Here is a 16194-nt window from a genome sequence, read left to right as displayed (position 1 = left end):
TCGGAGCTCAATCCGATCTGCCGCGCCTCATGCACGGTGATCAGTCAATTCCGATACTACCCCTCACTGCACCCAAGGTCCGGAACGACACCGATAGTATAATAGAGCGCTCCTGATCGACATCACGATCTCGGGTAAAATCCTCGGCATAGGCGAGGCTCACCGACATGCAGTCGCAATCCCATCCAATGCCTATCACATTCCTGACCTGTCGGTCATTCGCGAGATCATAGCGGAAGCCCCCGAAGAGGCGCCAATTCTCCCAGACCCTCATGGCACCGGATGCCCAGATCTGCTCGACATCATCCGGCCGCCCGTAGAGAGGGGCTGCCGCAACATCAGAGTAGTTTACGGCGGCAGTGAGGCGGTCGACAGTGGCGGCGAGCCCAATTTCCTGCGCATTCATCTCGAGGCTTTCATCATCGAAGCGCGCGAGATAGGTGCCGGTGAGATGCTTGTTGGGCTGCACCTGGAGCGCCGCGATCACATCCGATGACGAGCCTTCGAGCCCAGAGCCGTGCTGGAAGCTGTTGCGGCCCGCCAAATGGAAGCTCTGGCCAAGCGTTGCCTTGACGAAGCCGCCATTCGGGAACAGCAGCGAGTAGTTGAAGCCGAGATTGGCACGGGTGCCGCCTTCGAAACGGTCGTATCCGGTGAAGCGGTCGCTCAGGAAGAGATTGGTCTGATCCAGATTGAGCGTAATCGCATCCTCGTTCGAGATGTCATCGAGATCTGTCTCGTTGGGTGCGGTGATGATCTGGGCGATGGGCGTGAAGACATGCTGCGCCCAGCCGTCAGAGCGCACGAATGGCATCCTGAGATCGAGACCGGCGGTCGGCAGAAGCCGAGCAGTGGTTTCATCCTCGATCAGATCCGATGGAAAGCGGCCGGCCGCGGCCTCATAAACCGGGAGGTCGCGCACCCTGAACACGTCGGCGCGCATCACCGTGAAGGGCGTCGTCACGAAGCCGAAATCGGAGACCATGCGCCGCTTCCATTCGACCTCGCTCACCAGGCGCGTTGCATCTTCCGCCTGCTCGACCATCGGGAAGGGTATGGTCGGGTCCTTGCGATGGAGGCTGTAGAAATTGTTGGTGATGCCGAGCTGACCACCGAGAACCGGCGTGTCCAACGTGTAGTCCTGCAAGATCTGCGGGACAAGATAGGGCGTGTATCTCTTCTTATCGGTCTTCAGCAGGCCTTGGAAATTATAGGTGGTCGCGCGGAAATAATTCCGATCATCCAGCCCTTCCATATAGATCTGGCTGACGAGATCGGTGCGGTCGTCGATGTCATAACGGCGCATGAAGGTCTGGTCGGTGGTGATGGTACCATCCCATCCCCAGTGCCAGTTCTTGTTCAGCTCGAAGCGCCCGGCGGAGCGAATGAAGCCACGGAAGTGGCGATCACCCGGCGATGGGATGTCGGTATCGAGCTGGTAGATGCCAGCGCCGTCTATATAGTATTCGCCATTGGCCAGGCGATGGCGCCACTGGGCCCGGCCCAGGGGGCCCTGCTTGGTGGTGAGCACGGGCAGGAAGGTCACGTCATAATTGGGTGCCAATGCCCAGAAATAGGGAATCTCGACGCCGAAGCCCACATCATCGGATGTGACAACGCGCGGGGTCAGGAAGCCCGATTTGCGCTCAAGGGTCGGATCGGCCATCGAAATATCAAAGGGCAGGGGACCGATCGTCAGCCCGAACAGCTCGAAGGCTGCCTCTTTATGAGTGATTGTGCGCTTGTTCTGATCGTGGATCGACTGGGCCGCCTTGATCTGCCAGACCGGCTTGCCGTCCCGGGTCGTGCAGGTCTGGCAGGCGGTATAGGCGGTGCGGTCGTAAATGGTGATATTGCCTTCACGGCGGGTGGCATATTCCGCGGTCAGGGTGGCGTTGTTGGTCAAAAGCAGCTGCAGATGGCGCGCAAAGCCCTCACGGAGACGATTCTGCAACCCGATTGAATCGGCAAGCAGAACATTACCGCCAGGCTCGCGGAACACCACATTTCCATTGGCCTCAAGCCGGTCGCGCCGCGGATCATAGACGACCCGGCTCGCGTTGAGCACATAGGGTCCGTAGGTGAGCCGCACATTGCCAATCGCTGTCGCGATGCCCGTCCTGCTGTCATAGACAATCCGGTCCGGGAATACCTCGACTGGCGTACCCTCGGGGAGCGCATGCAGCTGCGGGCGCACAGGCCGTCCCTCCCGGCCTTCCATGTCGCCGAGCTTGATCTCGTCCTCATGGCCGAAGAGGTTGCGCACATCCGTCAGGTCGCTGGAGACGATCGGCGGATTGCCCTCCTGAGCCCGGAGCGGTGCGGCCATTCCCAGACCTATGGCCAGCATGCCGGACAAGCAGACACCGTGACGCCACAAGTGCATCCGCCCTGCCGTCCGCGGCCCATGCTCGGCATGACCGATCAACGCCTTTCCCCTTCGGTTCTCCATCCCCCCTCTTCACACTCTCGATCGTTCCCTCACCGTTCCCGTACGGTGATCTCGGGCCCGACCACAACACTCGATTCAAAAACTGAGGGCTCGTCAGCAACAGGCTGAAAGCATTGTAAATTTTTTCTTACGCCTCCTCGGGGGACCGCCGATCATCCGCCTTTGTAGCTCGACAGTCGCGCCGAAGACCAGAAAAAACAGCTGGCTCGATAGGGGCAACGAACAGCCTATCTGAGAACCCAAGCTTTACAGGTCCCCCAAAAGAAATCGTTAGCGGCATCCGCGCTGGCCGGTAGCCATGGGCACGGAAAGGTGCAGATTTCCCGTTGTCGGCTCGGCAGCTCCGGGCTAGCCTTCGGCGCCATTCACGGAACATGACGCCGTCAACGGTACGGCAAATAGGGGCGAGGCGGGGGATTCCGATGGCGGACGTACAGGTCCAGGCAATCGACATTACCAAGCGCTTCGGGCATTTCACGGCCCTCGACCATATCAATATCGGGATCGAGAGGGGAGAGTTTCTAACCCTCCTCGGGCCGTCCGGTTCAGGCAAGACCACCTTTCTCAACATTCTGGCGGGGTTCGAGACGCCAAGCTCCGGCAAGCTTCTGCAGGGTGGGACGGATCTTACCGGACGTCCGGCAGAGGAGCGCAATTTCGGGATGGTCTTCCAGGGTTATGCTCTGTTTCCGCATATGACGGTCGAGCGCAATGTGGCTTTCCCGTTGCGGGTGCGCAAAGTGGCTGCCGCCGAGCAAAAGGCACGGGTGGCTCAGGCCTTGGAGATCGTCGGGCTCAGCGCCCATGCGAATAAGCGGCCGGCCCAGTTGTCCGGTGGCCAGCAGCAACGGGTTGCACTTGCGCGCGCGCTCGTCTTCTCGCCTGATCTCCTGCTTCTGGATGAGCCGCTCTCGGCGCTGGATAAAAACCTGCGCGAGCAGCTTCAGATCGAGCTGCAGCGCATCCATCGGGAGGTGCGTACCACCTTCGTCTTCGTGACCCACGACCAGTCGGAAGCGCTCGCCATGTCGAGCCGCATCGCCATCTTCAATCATGGCAGGCTCGAGCAGATCGGCGCACCGGAAGAGGTCTATACCAGGCCCGGCTCGTTGTTCGTGGCGGAGTTCTTGGGCCAAATCAATCTGTTCCCCTTGACGTCGCCCTCAGCGTCAGATGGGATGGTGGCGGGCGGCTTTGGCGACAAGGTGCTTAAGGCGCCCGGCACGATCTCAGATGGCAACGTCGTCCTCGGCGTGCGCCCAGAGCATGTGACACTCGTCAAATCCGCCAGAGGCTTGGCGGAGGGAGCTAATGCGATCGAGGCCAGGGTGACCGGGATCGCATACCACGGTGCGACCGTGGCGCTCACACTCGATCCCGTGAAGGGTCAGGCGGACCGGCAGCTGTTTCTCACTGTGCCGGCGGAAACCTGGTCGCGCGATGCTTTTGATCAGGGCGAGGCCGTCTGGCTCGCCTGGGCTCCGGAACGGGGCATGGTCCTGCCAAGAGGTGCATGACGGGAACTGGCAGGATGAGAACGGGACAACCGTCGCGAATGGGACAACAAGTTCCAGGGGAGATGCGAAATGAATGGACTGTTCCAAAAAGACTGCTTCGAGATCCTAAAGCTCAGGCATGAGCGTGGCGAAATCGACCGGCGCGATTTCCTGAAAGGGCTTGCACTCATCGGTGCGCTGCCGCTCGCGATGAAATCGGGAGTGCTTTCTGCCCAGGAAAAGCAGTTCGTGCTCGTGAACTGGGGTGGGGATGCGATCAAGGCCTTCGATGAGGCATTTGCCAAGCCCTTCTCTGCTGAATCCGGCTATAGCGTGAAGATCGACGGCGCGGGCCCGACCGAAGGCGCGATCCAGGCGCAGGTTGAAAGCGGGAAGGTGTCGTGGGACGTGGTGGATGCCGATATCTTCTCCGCCGAGACGCTTGGCCGGAAGGGGTTCCTCCAGAAGATCGACTTCAATGTCGTCAAAAAGGAGAACATCCTGGAGGGCGGCTGGAACGACTATGCGGTGGCCGCCTATTACCTCAGCTATGTGCTGATCTACGACAAAGAGAAATACGGAGATAATCCGCCGAAGACCTGGACGGACTTTTTCGACGTGGAGAAGTTCCCGGGCAAGCGGACCATGTATAAGTGGATGGTGGGCAATCTCGAGGCCGCGTTGCTCGCCGATGGTGTGAAGCCGCAGGATCTGTATCCGCTGGATGTCGATCGCGCCTTCGCGAAGATCAAGGCTTTCCTTCCGAACATAGCGTCCTTCTGGGGCTCAGGTGCGGAAAGCCAGCAGCTGATGCTCGATGGCGAAGCCTCGATGGGGCTGTTGTGGAACACCCGCGCCAAGCTCATCGATCAGGATACGGATGGCAGCATCACATATGGGTTCAATGAAGGCTTCCTTGGCCCATCCTGCTGGGCGATCATGGCCAAGAACCCGGCTGGGCCGGACGCGGCCAATGCCTTCATCGCCAGCGCCCAGGATCCGGAGCGCCAGGTGAAGCTGCTGGAGCTGCTTGGCAACAGCCCGGCCAATCCGAAGGCTGCCGCGATGGTGCCGGAAGAGCTCAAGCGGTTCGATTGCACCCAGCCGGAATTCGTGAAGGTGCAGCACAAGCTCGATCAGAAATGGTATGTGGAGAACTATTCGGCCACGCTGGATAAGTTCCTCACGCTGATCTCCACCTGAGCGCCAAGTGGCCTCTGAAGAAATGACCGCCGGATCGGTGCGAGAGATGCCGGTCCGGCGTGCAGGCTTCAGGTGTTTGCCACCCAGCTCAAACGCGCTTCGGCGCTGAGCATCCAGCCATCTCGAGATAACCCAGCGTGAACAGGCGACGACTCATCGAATGGTGCGTGTTCATTGCACCGCTGCCGCTTCTGCTCATTGCGGCCTATCTCATTCCGTTGCTCGGCATCTTTCAGTGGAGCTTCACAGATCCCACACCGGGGATCGGCAATTACGTGCAGATCGCGACCGATCCCGCCATTCACGGCATTCTGCTGCGCACATTGCGGATCTGCCTGATGGTCACCGCGCTGTCGGTGGTGATCGCCTATATCATTTCATATCACTGGGTGTTCGGGCCGCCGTGGCGGCAGCGGTTCATCGAGATCTGCGTGCTGATCCCCTTCTGGATCTCGGTGCTGATCCGCGCCTTCGGCTGGCTCATCATCCTGCGGCCGCGCGGGCTTCTCAATGACTGGCTGACGGGGCTCGGGCTGATCAGCGACCCCTTGGTCCTGGTGCGGAACGAGCTCGGGGTGGTGATCGGCATGGTGCATTTCATGGTGCCCTTCGCCATCTTTCCCCTCGTCGGGGTCATGCGCCAGATCGATGGGCGCGTGCTGGCGGCAGCGCGCGGGCTCGGGGCTGGCCCGATCCGACGATTCGTCGAGGTGTTCCTGCCGCTCTCGATGCCGGGAGTGGTCGGCGCCTTCTTCATCGTCTTCATTTTCGCCCTGGGCTTTTTCATCACGCCGGCGATCCTCGGGGGCGGACGCGTGGTGATGATTGCGGAATACGTGTTCCTGCAGATGTCGCAGACCGCAAATTGGGGGCTTGGCGCGGCCCTTTCCGTGGTGCTGCTGGTCTTCGTGTCGATCATGATGTGGGTGCTGCTCAAGGTCACCCGCATCGAGCGGCTGGTGCGATAGGCGATGAGAGGGCAATCCCCAGGTCCGATCAGCGCGTCGATCGCCTATCTCGCGATGCTGTTCCTGCTCCTGCCGCTCATCGCCGTGATCCCGGTCTCGTTCACGGGCAAGCGATTCCTGTCGATGCCCGATGGGGACTGGTCGCTGCGCCACTACCAGGCGCTGACGCAAAGTCCGGAATGGTTGGGCAGCATCGGCACGAGCCTCACGATCGCCATAGCCTGCGCGGTGATCTCAACCGTGCTGGCGGTGCTGTTCAGCCTCGGCATCTGGTACAGGCGGCCGCCCTTTACGGCCGTATTGGTGGGCTTCGTCATGCTGCCCATGGCAGTTCCGCCGATCATCTCGGCGCTCGTGCTCTATTTCTTCGAGACCGGCATCAATCTCTATGACACGCTGCCGGGCGTGGTGATCGCCCATGTGGTGGTGGCGGTGCCCTATGCGGTGGTAACCGTTCTGGTGGCGCTCAGCCAGGTCGACCGACGGATCGAGCTTGCGGCGCGCAATCTCGGTGCGTCAATCTGGCAGACGACCTTCCTGGTGCTGTTGCCCAACATCAAGCTGGGGGTCGTTTCCGCGGCGTTCCTCTCCTTCATCCTCTCCTGGGAGGAGATCGCGGTCACCCTGTTCGTCACCTCCTTCGAGGTGATCACTCTGCCGCGCCGGATCTGGTCGGGCTTGCGCGACAACATAGATCCGGTCATTGCTGCGGTATCGGTGCTTTTGATCGCGATCACGGTCTCGGCAATCGTCATTCGCATGATCGTGCAGGCACGTCGGGAAGAAGAGCAACATAGATGACCGGACGAAATCTCAGGGTGAATGGCGAGCGGCTGTGGAACCGCCTGATGGAAATGGCCGAGATCGGCGCGACCCCGAAAGGGGGGGTGTGCCGGCTGACCTTGTCGGACGAGGACAAGCGGGCCCGCGATCTCTTCGCGGAGTGGTGCCGGGCCGCCGGCATGACCGTCGAGGTCGATGCCATGGGCAATATGTTCGCCCGTCGCAAGGGCCGGCGGGCGGGGCCCGCGATCATGGCGGGCTCACATCTCGACAGCCAGCCCACAGGCGGCAAGTTCGATGGGGCGCTCGGGGTGCTTGCCGCACTCGAAGCGGTCGAGACGATGAATGATGCGGGGATCGAGACGGATTATCCGATCGAGATCGTGAATTGGACCAATGAGGAAGGTGCTCGCTTCGCGCCCGCCATGGTGTCATCCGGGGTTTATGCGGGTGCCTTCTCGCTGGACGAGGCCTATGGCTTCACCGACAAGTCCGGCGCAACGCTTGGGCAAGAACTCGAGCGGATCGGGTATAAGGGCGCGCTGCCGGTTGGCGGGCGCGACTGGAAGGCAAGCTTCGAGGTCCATATCGAGCAGGGCCCGATTCTCGAACGGGAGGGGTTGCCGGTTGGCGTCGTGACGGGCGTTCAGGGCATCCGCTGGTATGACGTGATCATCAAGGGCGATGAGGTCCATGCAGGCCCCACGCCGATGGACCGACGCCGTGATCCAGTGCGCGGCCTGCACGAGGTGCTTGCGGGCTGCTATAAGGCCGCGGCCGAGCAGGGCGAATGGATGCGCTTCACGGTCGGCGACCTCAAGGCGCAGCCGGGCTCGCGCAACACGGTTCCAGGTGTCGTTTCCTTCACGGTCGATCTGCGTCATCCACAGGATGAGGTGCTCGATGGGATGGAGCAGGCCATGCGTGAGATCGCACGCAAGGCAGGCGATGCCCATAATCTCGACATCACGGTCGAGCGCATCTGGAATTCGCCGCCCGTGGCCTTTGACGAGGCCTGCATTGCCTCGGTCGAGACTGCGGCGCAGACTTGCGGCTATGCCACGCGCAAGCTGTTCTCAGGGGCCGGCCATGACAGCGTCTATGTGGCCCGCGTGGTGCCAACCTCGATGATCTTCGTGACCTCCCAGAACGGCATCAGCCACAATGAGGCGGAATATTCATCGCCCGAGGCCTGCAAGGCCGGGGCGGACGTGCTGCTCCATGCCTTGCTGGATCAGGCCGGTATCGTCGGGGAATGACCGGGTCTGCACAAGTGTCGCAAGCTGGCGCTAACAAATCGGCGCTGCTCGCCGAGATTGCCACCATAGTCGGTGCATCCAACGTGCTTGCACGGGATGCGCTGCAAGGGCGGGCGGTCGACGCCTGGACGCCGGAGCAGACCGCCGCGCTCGCCCTGGTGCGTCCAGGCTCAACGGATGAAGTCTCGCGCATCATGCGGCTTTGCCATGAGGCAGGCCAGCCGGTGATACCGGAAGGGGGCCGCACCAATCTGGTGCGCGCAACCCAGGCCGGGCCGGACGAGATCCTGTTGTCGCTCGAGCGTATGAACCGCATCGGCGAGATCGATGATGCCTCGGCCTCGATGGTTGTCGAGGCGGGCGCCATCGTGCAGCGGGTGCAGGAAGCCGCGCAGGCACGGGGCTTCCGGTTCGGGCTCGATTTCGGTGCCCGGGGCAGCGCGATGATCGGCGGGGCGCTTGCCATGAATGCCGGCGGGATCCAGGTTTTGCGCTATGGATCAACGCGGGCCCAGGTGCTCGGGCTCGAAGTGGTGCTGGCGGATGGCACGGTGCTGCGACACCTGATCCCCTATGCCAAGGACAATACGGGGTATGACCTGAAGCAGCTGTTCATCGGCTCGGAGGGCACGCTCGGCATCATCACCGCCGCAAGCCTGAGGCTCGTGCCTCTGCCGGTGAGCACCAATACGGCATTCCTGGCCTTCAATGAGTTCGCCGCGATCCCGCCATTGCTGCGGCACCTCTCGCGGGAGCTTGCGGGCACGCTCTCCTCGTTCGAAGTGTTGTGGGGCAGCTTCTACCACCTCAATACGGGCGAGGGCGGGATGCGCGCGCCTGTGGGACGGGGCCATCCCTATTATGTGCTTTGCGAGGCGGAGGGCTTCAATGAAGCTCAGGATCGCGAGCGGTTCGAGCATCTGATCGCCTGCGCGCTCGAGGGAGAGCATGCGGCGGTTGATGCAGCGATTGCGCAATCGGGCCGGGAACGGCTCGAGTTCTGGCGCATTCGCGAGGATTTCGAGGCGGAGAAGCGTATATGCCCGATTCTGGCCGGGTTCGATGTCTCGCTTGGGGTCGATGTGATGGAGACGTTCGGGCGCGCGCTCACTGAAGCGGTCGCGCGCGAGATTCCTGAGCATACCGGGCTTCATATCTACGGCCATATGGGCGATGGCAATCTGCATGTGGGCCTTGGCGTGCCCGATGCAGTGCTCAAGCCCAAGGCCGAGGCCATCGTCTATGGCATCGTGGGTGAATTGGGCGGTGCGGTCTCGGCCGAGCATGGCATAGGCCTCAGCAAGCGGGAATGGCTCGGACATTCGCGCACGCCTGCCGAAATTGCGGTCATGCGCGCGCTCAAGTCCACGCTCGATCCGAAGGGCATTCTCAATCCTGGCAAGGTGTTGGGTTGAACCAGAAGGTTTGGCTGCGGCAAGGCAGGTATGTGCGCTCACGCATTGAATGTGAGCCGGTGAGGCGATAGAGGTAAAGGTGTTTGCGGGCCGTGCGGGGTCTCGCTTTCCAGTGAGCCGCGGTAAGCCACTCTAGCCTTTGTCTGCCGCTCGCACTTTCTTTGCAGGAAGAACCGGTATCCACTTCGCTCGAAATTGTTCTAGCCTCACAGGATGATCCCGGCATGAAGATCAAATTCGCCAAGCCCGCGCGGCCCAAGACAGGTACGCTTGTCGTTCTGGCCAGTGAAGGGGCGGGACTTGCAAGCTTCGGCTCATCGCTGGACGCGGAAAGCGCGGGGACAATCAGCCGGGCCATGAAGGCGGCAGGCTTCGATGGCAAGCGCGACAAGCTGCTCGATATCCTGGCGCCTTCAGGCCTCGAGATCGACCGGGTCATCGTGGCCGGCATCGGCAAGCCTCAGGACCTCAAGCCGCTGGAGCTCGAGCTGCTCGGAGGTGCCATTGCCGGAGCGCTGCAATCGGGCAAAGCCAAAGAGGCAGCGATCGCTGTTGAATTGGCGGAGGGCGCGAAATTGCCGCTGGCCGAAGCGGCGGCCGCCATAGCCTCGGGGGCCAAGCTGCGGACCTATTCCTTCGACAAATACAAGACCAAGAAGAAGGAGGATAATGGCGGCGAGAAGAAATTGCCGCGCAGCCTCACGGTCATGGTTGAGGATGCTGATGCGGCGAAGGCTGCGGCCACACCGCTGTTTGCCGTGGCGGATGGCGTGCATCTCGCGCGCGATCTGGTGAATGAGCCACCGAATGTCCTGTTCCCGGCCTCCTATGCCAAGCGCGTCGAGGAACTTGCCGAGCTCGGCGTCAAGGTCGAGGTGCTGGACGAAAAGGCCATGACCGCGCTTGGCATGGGTGCGCTGTTGGCAGTGGGTCAGGGCTCGAGCCGAGAAAGCCGGCTGGTGGTGATGAGCTGGCAGGGCGGCGCCAAGACGGCCGCGCCGGTTGCCATTGTCGGCAAAGGCGTCATCTTCGACACGGGCGGCATCTCGATCAAGCCGGGCGCCGGCATGCAGGACATGAAGGGCGACATGGCGGGATCGGCCTGCGTGGTCGGCCTCATGCACGCGCTGGCCGCCCGCAAGGCGAAGGTCAATGCGGTCGGGGTGATCGGGCTCGTCGAGAACATGCCCGATGGCAGCGCCTATCGGCCGGGCGACATTCTCACCTCCATGTCGGGACAGACGATCGAGGTCCAGAATACGGATGCGGAAGGCCGGCTCGTGCTGGCGGATGCGCTCTGGTACACTCAGGAGCGGTTCAAGCCGCGCTTCATGATCGATCTTGCTACGCTCACCGGCGCCATCCTGGTGGCGCTCGGCAAGGAACATGCCGGCCTGTTCTCGAACAATGACGAGCTTGCGGAACGGCTGGCGGCGGTCGGGCTCGAGACCGGGGAGAAGGTCTGGCGGATGCCGCTCGGACCTGAATATGACAAACTGATCGACAGTGATTTCGCTGACATGAAGAATGTGGGCGGGCGCAATGCCGGCTCGATCACCGCGGCGCAGTTCCTGCAGCGGTTCGTCAATGACGTGCCCTGGGCGCATCTTGACATCGCCGGTACGGGCATGGACGCGAACAAGAATGCGCTGAGCCAGCATTTCGGTTCGGGCTGGGGCGTGCGGCTGCTCAACCGGCTGATCGCGGCGCATTACGAGGAATAGCGAAAGCGCCGATATGACCGAAGTGCTGTTCTACCATCTGGAGCGGCAGAGCTTGGAGCAGGTCTTGCCGGTGCTGCTGGGCAAGACCTTGGAGCGCGGCTGGCGGGCGGTGGTGCAGGCGGGCAGCCCCGAACGGGTCGAGGCGCTGAACGCGCATCTGTGGACCTATGCGGAAGGCGCGTTTCTTCCCCATGGCAGCGCGCGCGATGGGTTTGCCGAGCGACAGCCCATCTGGCTGACGGACGGGGATGATCGACCGAACGGGGCGGAGGTGCGCTTCCTGGTCGATGGGGCGGTCGCGAGCGACGTGAGCATCTATGGGCGCGCGGTCTATCTGTTCGACGGGCGGGATGAAGACGCGCTCGCCATGGCCCGGGCCCAGTGGAAGGCCATGAAGGCGGCGGGACACGAGGTGACCTATTGGCAGCAATCGGCGAGCGGCGCGTGGGAGCGGAAGGCTTGACCCGCCCTGCGGACGTCGCCATCGTCGCGAACGGATAGCCTCGTTGGCTGGGCTTATGGATCAATCTGCATGGACCCACTGGGGGAAAGATGGCGGAAAAACTGGCATATCGGCTGCTGACCGGTCCCGATGACCGGAGCTTTTGCGAGAAGGTCTCGAAGGCGCTGGACGAGGGCTATGTGCTGTTCGGATCGCCCTCCATCACCTTCGATGGTCAGCGCGTGGTCTGTGCGCAAGCGGTGATCCTCGCCCATGTGCCGAGCGCGCGGTGAGTACGATGGCACGGATCCTTTATGAACTGGCGGGGGCGGGGGACGAGCGGTTCAGCCCCTATTGCTGGCGCACGCGTTTCGCGCTCGCCCATAAGGGGCTCGCGTTCGAGACCCGGGGGCTCGCCTTCACCGATATCCCGAAAGCGGTGGACGGTTCCTATCGGCTGGTGCCGATCCTCGATGACAATGGCCGGCACCTGCGGGAGAGCTGGGACATCGCCGAATATCTCGATGCGACCTATCCGGAGGCGCCGCTGTTCGGGCCGGGTGGGCAGCACAAGGCGGCGTACAAATTCATGGAGGCCTGGACGAACCAGATGCTGATACCGGCGATGGTGCCGCTCCTGGTCGCCGATATCTATGGACGGGTGAAGCCTGAGGACAAGGCCTATTTCCGCGAGACGCGGGAAAAGCGCGTTGGTCCCTTGGAGCAGGCGGCAGGTGATGTGGAGGCCAAGATTGCTGCATTTCGCGCCCTGCTGCGGCCGTATCACTATGGCTTGAGCCAGCAGCTCTGGCTCGGGGGCGAGCGGCCTGACTATGCCGATTATATTCTAGCGGGCACCCTGCAATGGGCGCGGGTGGTGAGCCCCAGGATGCTCATTGCGGCGGATGATCCGCTCGCGCCCTGGTTCGAGCGCTGCCTCGACCTCTTTGAGGGCATGGCCCGAGCCATGCCGGCCGCGGGGCCGGCATGAGGTGGCGATGGTATTCTCGCTGCCGGGGCTCGCTTTAAGAGCCGAACTCAAAGGTGAGCTCCAGCCCGGCATTGACCAGGATAAGGTCGTTCCAGCCTGTGCGCGTATCCGGGCCGGAATTATTCCCGACAGTCATTATGGCGCCGGGGAGCTTCGTCCAGTAATCAGCCCCCGCGACCGCTGCGATGTTGATGCCGGGGGCCAATTGCTGCACCAAGCGGATCTCTCCGCCGAAGCGCCCGCCGATCCCTGAGCGTGAGTCGGCGAAGGCTGTCTGGGTGGCTGGGGCATTGGCTGCAACACCGGCCGGAATACTGCTGAACGCATAGCGGCCTTGTGCCGATACGCCATAGACACCGGCAGAGGCGCGGACCAGAGCGTAGGCGCTGTCATGAAGGGGCATGGAGGCTTCCGCCGAGACGCTCGCCCCTCCGATCCAGGCATCGATCTCCGCACTTCGGAAGGCTGACCTGGGGGCGTTGGCGCCGGTTTGGTTCCCTACGCCTGGCCCCCAGGCGGTCGTCAGGTAGTCCTGCGTAAAATTCGCGGCAAAAGGCTCAAGGCCGAAGGCAAAGCCTGCCACGCCCGGTGCTGCGCTCTTGAAGCGCGCGCCCACCTCGATCAGACGATGATCCCTATCCGCCTCGGCATGTGTGAGCTTCGAATCGGTGGCTTGCGGGACGTTCGTACCCGCTGGTACTCCGTGGTGCCTGACATCCATCAGAAGGGTGCCACCGCTCCAGTTCTCAGTCTTGCTGGTATCGTGAACTCTTCCGTAGAGCTCGGCTTGACCGATCGCAGCGTTGGGATCCCCCGATTTCCAGCCGATGGCGACATTGCCAAACCAGCCATCCTGGTCCTTCGGAAACCAGTGGTTCGTGGAGGTGGGGGCATCAAAAATCCCATATATCTTCTCACCCATCAGGTACTGATATCCGCCCCCAGCCGTGAAATAGATGGTCGATGGCGGGGGCGTATAGACCGGCAATTCGGGGGCAGGGCCAAGGTCAGCGGCCATGACCGATGATGACCATTGAAAAAGAGCGGCAAGCGAGATCGGCAGATAAAATCTTTTCATGGTGCTGTCCAGCCAATATAGAGATGAAAATGGCAGCAATGTAACTCTGCTAGCCAAAGCTTGGCAGAGGTAATATGGGACGAAACGGTCGATATTACTTGGGAGAGATTAGGACAAGTTGGTTTACGCCGAATTAATTCCGGTTCTTTCCGCGAGGTAAATCTTTAGGCATCCGCTAGGTTTGCTGATGATGTTGCACAAAGGCCATTTGGTCTGGCATCATTGCAACAGCGCGGAAATGATTGCTGGAAGAACCAGTCCGCCCCAGCTGTTGACAGGGATCCGCGCCAAGGCGGTCTGGCCTGATCAGAGGTCAGGCCATGCGGGCGGCGGCCTTAGAGTGGCTACGCCGTTCGCGTAAACCGTTGTTCTGCGTCCTCAAGGGCGCTTGTGGCGTCAAGCCATTCTTCTTCTGCCTGCTTCAGCTCTTTGATGAGGCCGGCCCGCTCTTGGATCAAGCGGTTGGCGGCGGCATTGTCCTTGGCATAGAGCGCGGGGTCGGCAAGCTCCGCCTCGATGGAGGCGATGCGCTTTTCGAAACGCTCCACCCGCTTCTCGGCGGCCTCGATGCGGCGGCGAAAGGGGGTGAGCTTGGCGCGCAGCTCGGCGGCGAGCCGGCGCCGGTCCTGGGCGGTGAGCTGAGGTTCTGTCGAGGCGGTTGCCGCGATGGTCTCAGCGGATTCGATTTCTGAGGATTCGCCCCCATCCTCCTCGATCTGCTGGCGTTTCTCGCGCCGGGCGGCGCGTGCCCGCTCGAGAATCAGCTTGGCGTAGTCATCGAGATCACCGTCATAGGGGGTCACCGTGCCATCGGCCACCAGCCACAGGCGGTCGACGCAAGCCTCTATGAGATAGCGGTCATGGCTGATGAGAATGACTGCCCCCTCATAATCGTTGAGCGCGCTCGCCAGGGCGGCGCGGCTGTCGATATCGAGATGGTTGGTGGGCTCGTCCAGCAGGAGAACATGGGGCCCATTGAAGGTTGCGAGCATCAATGTGAGCCGCGCCTTCTCGCCGCCCGACAGGGTCGCGATGCGGTTATCCGCGAGTTCCGCACCGAAGCCGAAGGATCCGAGCCGGGCCCGGCGCTGGGCGATCGTCGCATCGGGCATGAGGCGGGTGATGTAAGCAAAGGGGGTGGCATCGAGGTCGAGCGCCTCGACCTGATGCTGCGCGAAATAGCCGACCTTCATGCGATTGTTATGGCGCATCTCGCCGCTGTCGAGACCAAGCTTGCCCGCGATGAGCTTCACGAAGGTGGATTTGCCATTGCCATTGGCGCCGAGCAGGGCGATCCGGTCATCGGGATCGATCCGCAAATCGAGGTTCCGCAGGATCGGCTTGCCCGGCTCGTAGCCCACGGCGCCCTTCTCGATGCGGATGAGAGGCGGATCGAGCGGGCGCGCGAGGGGCGGAAAATGAAAGGGCGCGACATGCTGCTCGACCACCGCCGCCACGGGATCCATGCGTTCGAGCATCTTCAGGCGGCTCTGTGCCTGGCGCGCTTTCGAGGCCTTGTAGCGGAAGCGATCGACAAAGGCCTGGATGCGCCGGCGCTCCTCATCCTGGCGCTTCTTCAGCTTGAGCTGACGGGATTGCTCCTCGCGGCGCAGGCGCTCGAAGCGGTCATAATTGCCGGTATAGAGCGTGAGCTTTCGGCCCTCGAGGAGTAGAATCTCGTCGGGAACCGCATTCAGGAGATCGCGGTCATGGCTCACGATCAGGACGGTAGCCGGATAGGTCTTGAGGAAGTTCTGCAGCCAGAGAGTGCCTTCCAGATCGAGATAGTTGGTGGGCTCGTCCAAGAGCAAAATGTCGGGGCGCGAGAAGAGGACGGCTGCCAGCGCCACGCGCATGCGCCAGCCGCCGGAGAAATCGGCGCAAGGACGCTGCTGGTCTTCCTCGGGAAAGCCCAGGCCGGCCAGTATGGTGGCCGCCCGCGCCGGGGCCGAATGGGCATCTATGTCGGTCAGGCGGAGCTGGATCTCGGCAATCCGCATGGGGTCGGTTGCGTGCTCTGCCTCGGCGAGCAGCGCCGTCCGCTCGGTATCGGCGGCGAGCACGACGGAGATGAGGCTCTCCGGACCGCCCGGCGCCTCCTGGGCGACCTGACCGATGCGGGCATCCCTGGGGACGGTGATCGTGCCTGATTCCGGCTGGAGGGCGCCGGTCAGCAGCTTGAGAATCGTTGACTTGCCCGCGCCGTTGCGGCCAATCAACCCGACTTTGTGACCGGGCAGAATGGCGCAGCTTGCATCCTCAAGCAGCAGGCGGCCGTTTATGCGGTAGCTGATCCCGTTGATGTGCAACATGGCGTCCTCATTAGGGAAACCATGCGTAAGGTCAAGGACGTTAGACTATCCTCACGAAGTTGGTGCATACC

Annotated in this window: 13 protein-coding genes; 10 read left to right on the top strand and 3 right to left on the bottom strand. The window is 62.1% G+C overall.

Annotated elements, in window-relative coordinates; translation table 11 throughout:
• Window positions 1-40 precede the first annotated feature (40 nt).
• Window positions 41-2452 carry an LPS-assembly protein LptD gene (locus RCF49_RS02735; protein ID WP_342642516.1) on the bottom strand — a complete coding sequence of 804 codons (2412 nt, stop codon included), beginning with the start codon at window positions 2450-2452 and terminating at the stop codon, window positions 41-43.
• 422 nt (window positions 2453-2874) lie between these two features.
• Here RCF49_RS02735 and RCF49_RS02730 point away from each other — a divergent pair, with 422 nt between their 5' ends.
• From RCF49_RS02730 to RCF49_RS02685, 10 genes are all read left to right on the top strand, one after another.
• On the top strand, window positions 2875-3969 hold the full coding sequence (locus tag RCF49_RS02730) for an ABC transporter ATP-binding protein (RefSeq protein WP_342642515.1): 1095 nt from the start codon (window positions 2875-2877) through the stop codon (window positions 3967-3969).
• 69 nt (window positions 3970-4038) lie between these two features.
• Window positions 4039-5151, top strand: a complete 1113-nt coding sequence (locus tag RCF49_RS02725) for an ABC transporter substrate-binding protein (protein ID WP_342642514.1) — start codon at window positions 4039-4041, stop codon at window positions 5149-5151.
• A 137-nt stretch (window positions 5152-5288) separates the two neighbouring features.
• The gene (locus RCF49_RS02720; protein ID WP_342642513.1) at window positions 5289-6119 is read left to right on the top strand and encodes an ABC transporter permease; all 831 of its coding nucleotides are present in this window, start codon (window positions 5289-5291) and stop codon (window positions 6117-6119) included.
• Window positions 6120-6122: 3 nt separating this feature from the next.
• A complete protein-coding gene (locus tag RCF49_RS02715; protein WP_342642512.1) occupies window positions 6123-6920 on the top strand; it encodes an ABC transporter permease in 798 nt (265 codons plus the stop codon).
• The gene (locus RCF49_RS02710; protein WP_342642511.1) at window positions 6917-8161 is read left to right on the top strand and encodes a Zn-dependent hydrolase; all 1245 of its coding nucleotides are present in this window, start codon (window positions 6917-6919) and stop codon (window positions 8159-8161) included. Before RCF49_RS02715 ends, RCF49_RS02710 begins: the two co-directional genes overlap by 4 nt.
• Window positions 8158-9576 (top strand): FAD-binding oxidoreductase, encoded by a 1419-nt coding sequence (locus RCF49_RS02705; protein WP_342642510.1) that lies wholly within the window; start codon window positions 8158-8160, stop codon window positions 9574-9576. The genes RCF49_RS02710 and RCF49_RS02705 overlap by 4 nt, the downstream gene beginning before the upstream one ends.
• A gap of 224 nt (window positions 9577-9800) precedes the next feature.
• Window positions 9801-11300 carry a leucyl aminopeptidase gene (locus RCF49_RS02700; protein ID WP_342642509.1) on the top strand — a complete coding sequence of 500 codons (1500 nt, stop codon included), beginning with the start codon at window positions 9801-9803 and terminating at the stop codon, window positions 11298-11300.
• 13 nt (window positions 11301-11313) lie between these two features.
• Entirely contained in the window at window positions 11314-11763 is a 450-nt protein-coding gene (locus RCF49_RS02695; protein WP_342642508.1) for a DNA polymerase III subunit chi, read from the top strand.
• Between the two features lie 89 nt (window positions 11764-11852).
• Window positions 11853-12035, top strand: a complete 183-nt coding sequence (locus RCF49_RS02690; protein ID WP_342642507.1) for a DUF1737 domain-containing protein — start codon at window positions 11853-11855, stop codon at window positions 12033-12035.
• A 5-nt stretch (window positions 12036-12040) separates the two neighbouring features.
• Window positions 12041-12733 carry a glutathione S-transferase N-terminal domain-containing protein gene (locus tag RCF49_RS02685; RefSeq protein WP_342642506.1) on the top strand — a complete coding sequence of 231 codons (693 nt, stop codon included), beginning with the start codon at window positions 12041-12043 and terminating at the stop codon, window positions 12731-12733.
• 34 nt (window positions 12734-12767) lie between these two features.
• On the opposite strand, the gene RCF49_RS02680 is transcribed toward RCF49_RS02685, so the two are convergent.
• Window positions 12768-13811 carry a hypothetical protein gene (locus tag RCF49_RS02680; protein ID WP_342642505.1) on the bottom strand — a complete coding sequence of 348 codons (1044 nt, stop codon included), beginning with the start codon at window positions 13809-13811 and terminating at the stop codon, window positions 12768-12770.
• Window positions 13812-14155: 344 nt separating this feature from the next.
• Window positions 14156-16123 (bottom strand): ABC-F family ATP-binding cassette domain-containing protein, encoded by a 1968-nt coding sequence (locus tag RCF49_RS02675; protein WP_342642504.1) that lies wholly within the window; start codon window positions 16121-16123, stop codon window positions 14156-14158.
• Window positions 16124-16194: the final 71 nt, after the last annotated feature.

Origin of the sequence: Rhodoligotrophos sp. CJ14 (assembly GCF_038811545.1) — a bacterium.
GTDB classification, from domain to species: Bacteria; Pseudomonadota; Alphaproteobacteria; order Rhizobiales; family Im1; genus Rhodoligotrophos; species Rhodoligotrophos ferricapiens.
This window is presented reverse-complemented; position numbering and strand designations above follow the sequence as displayed.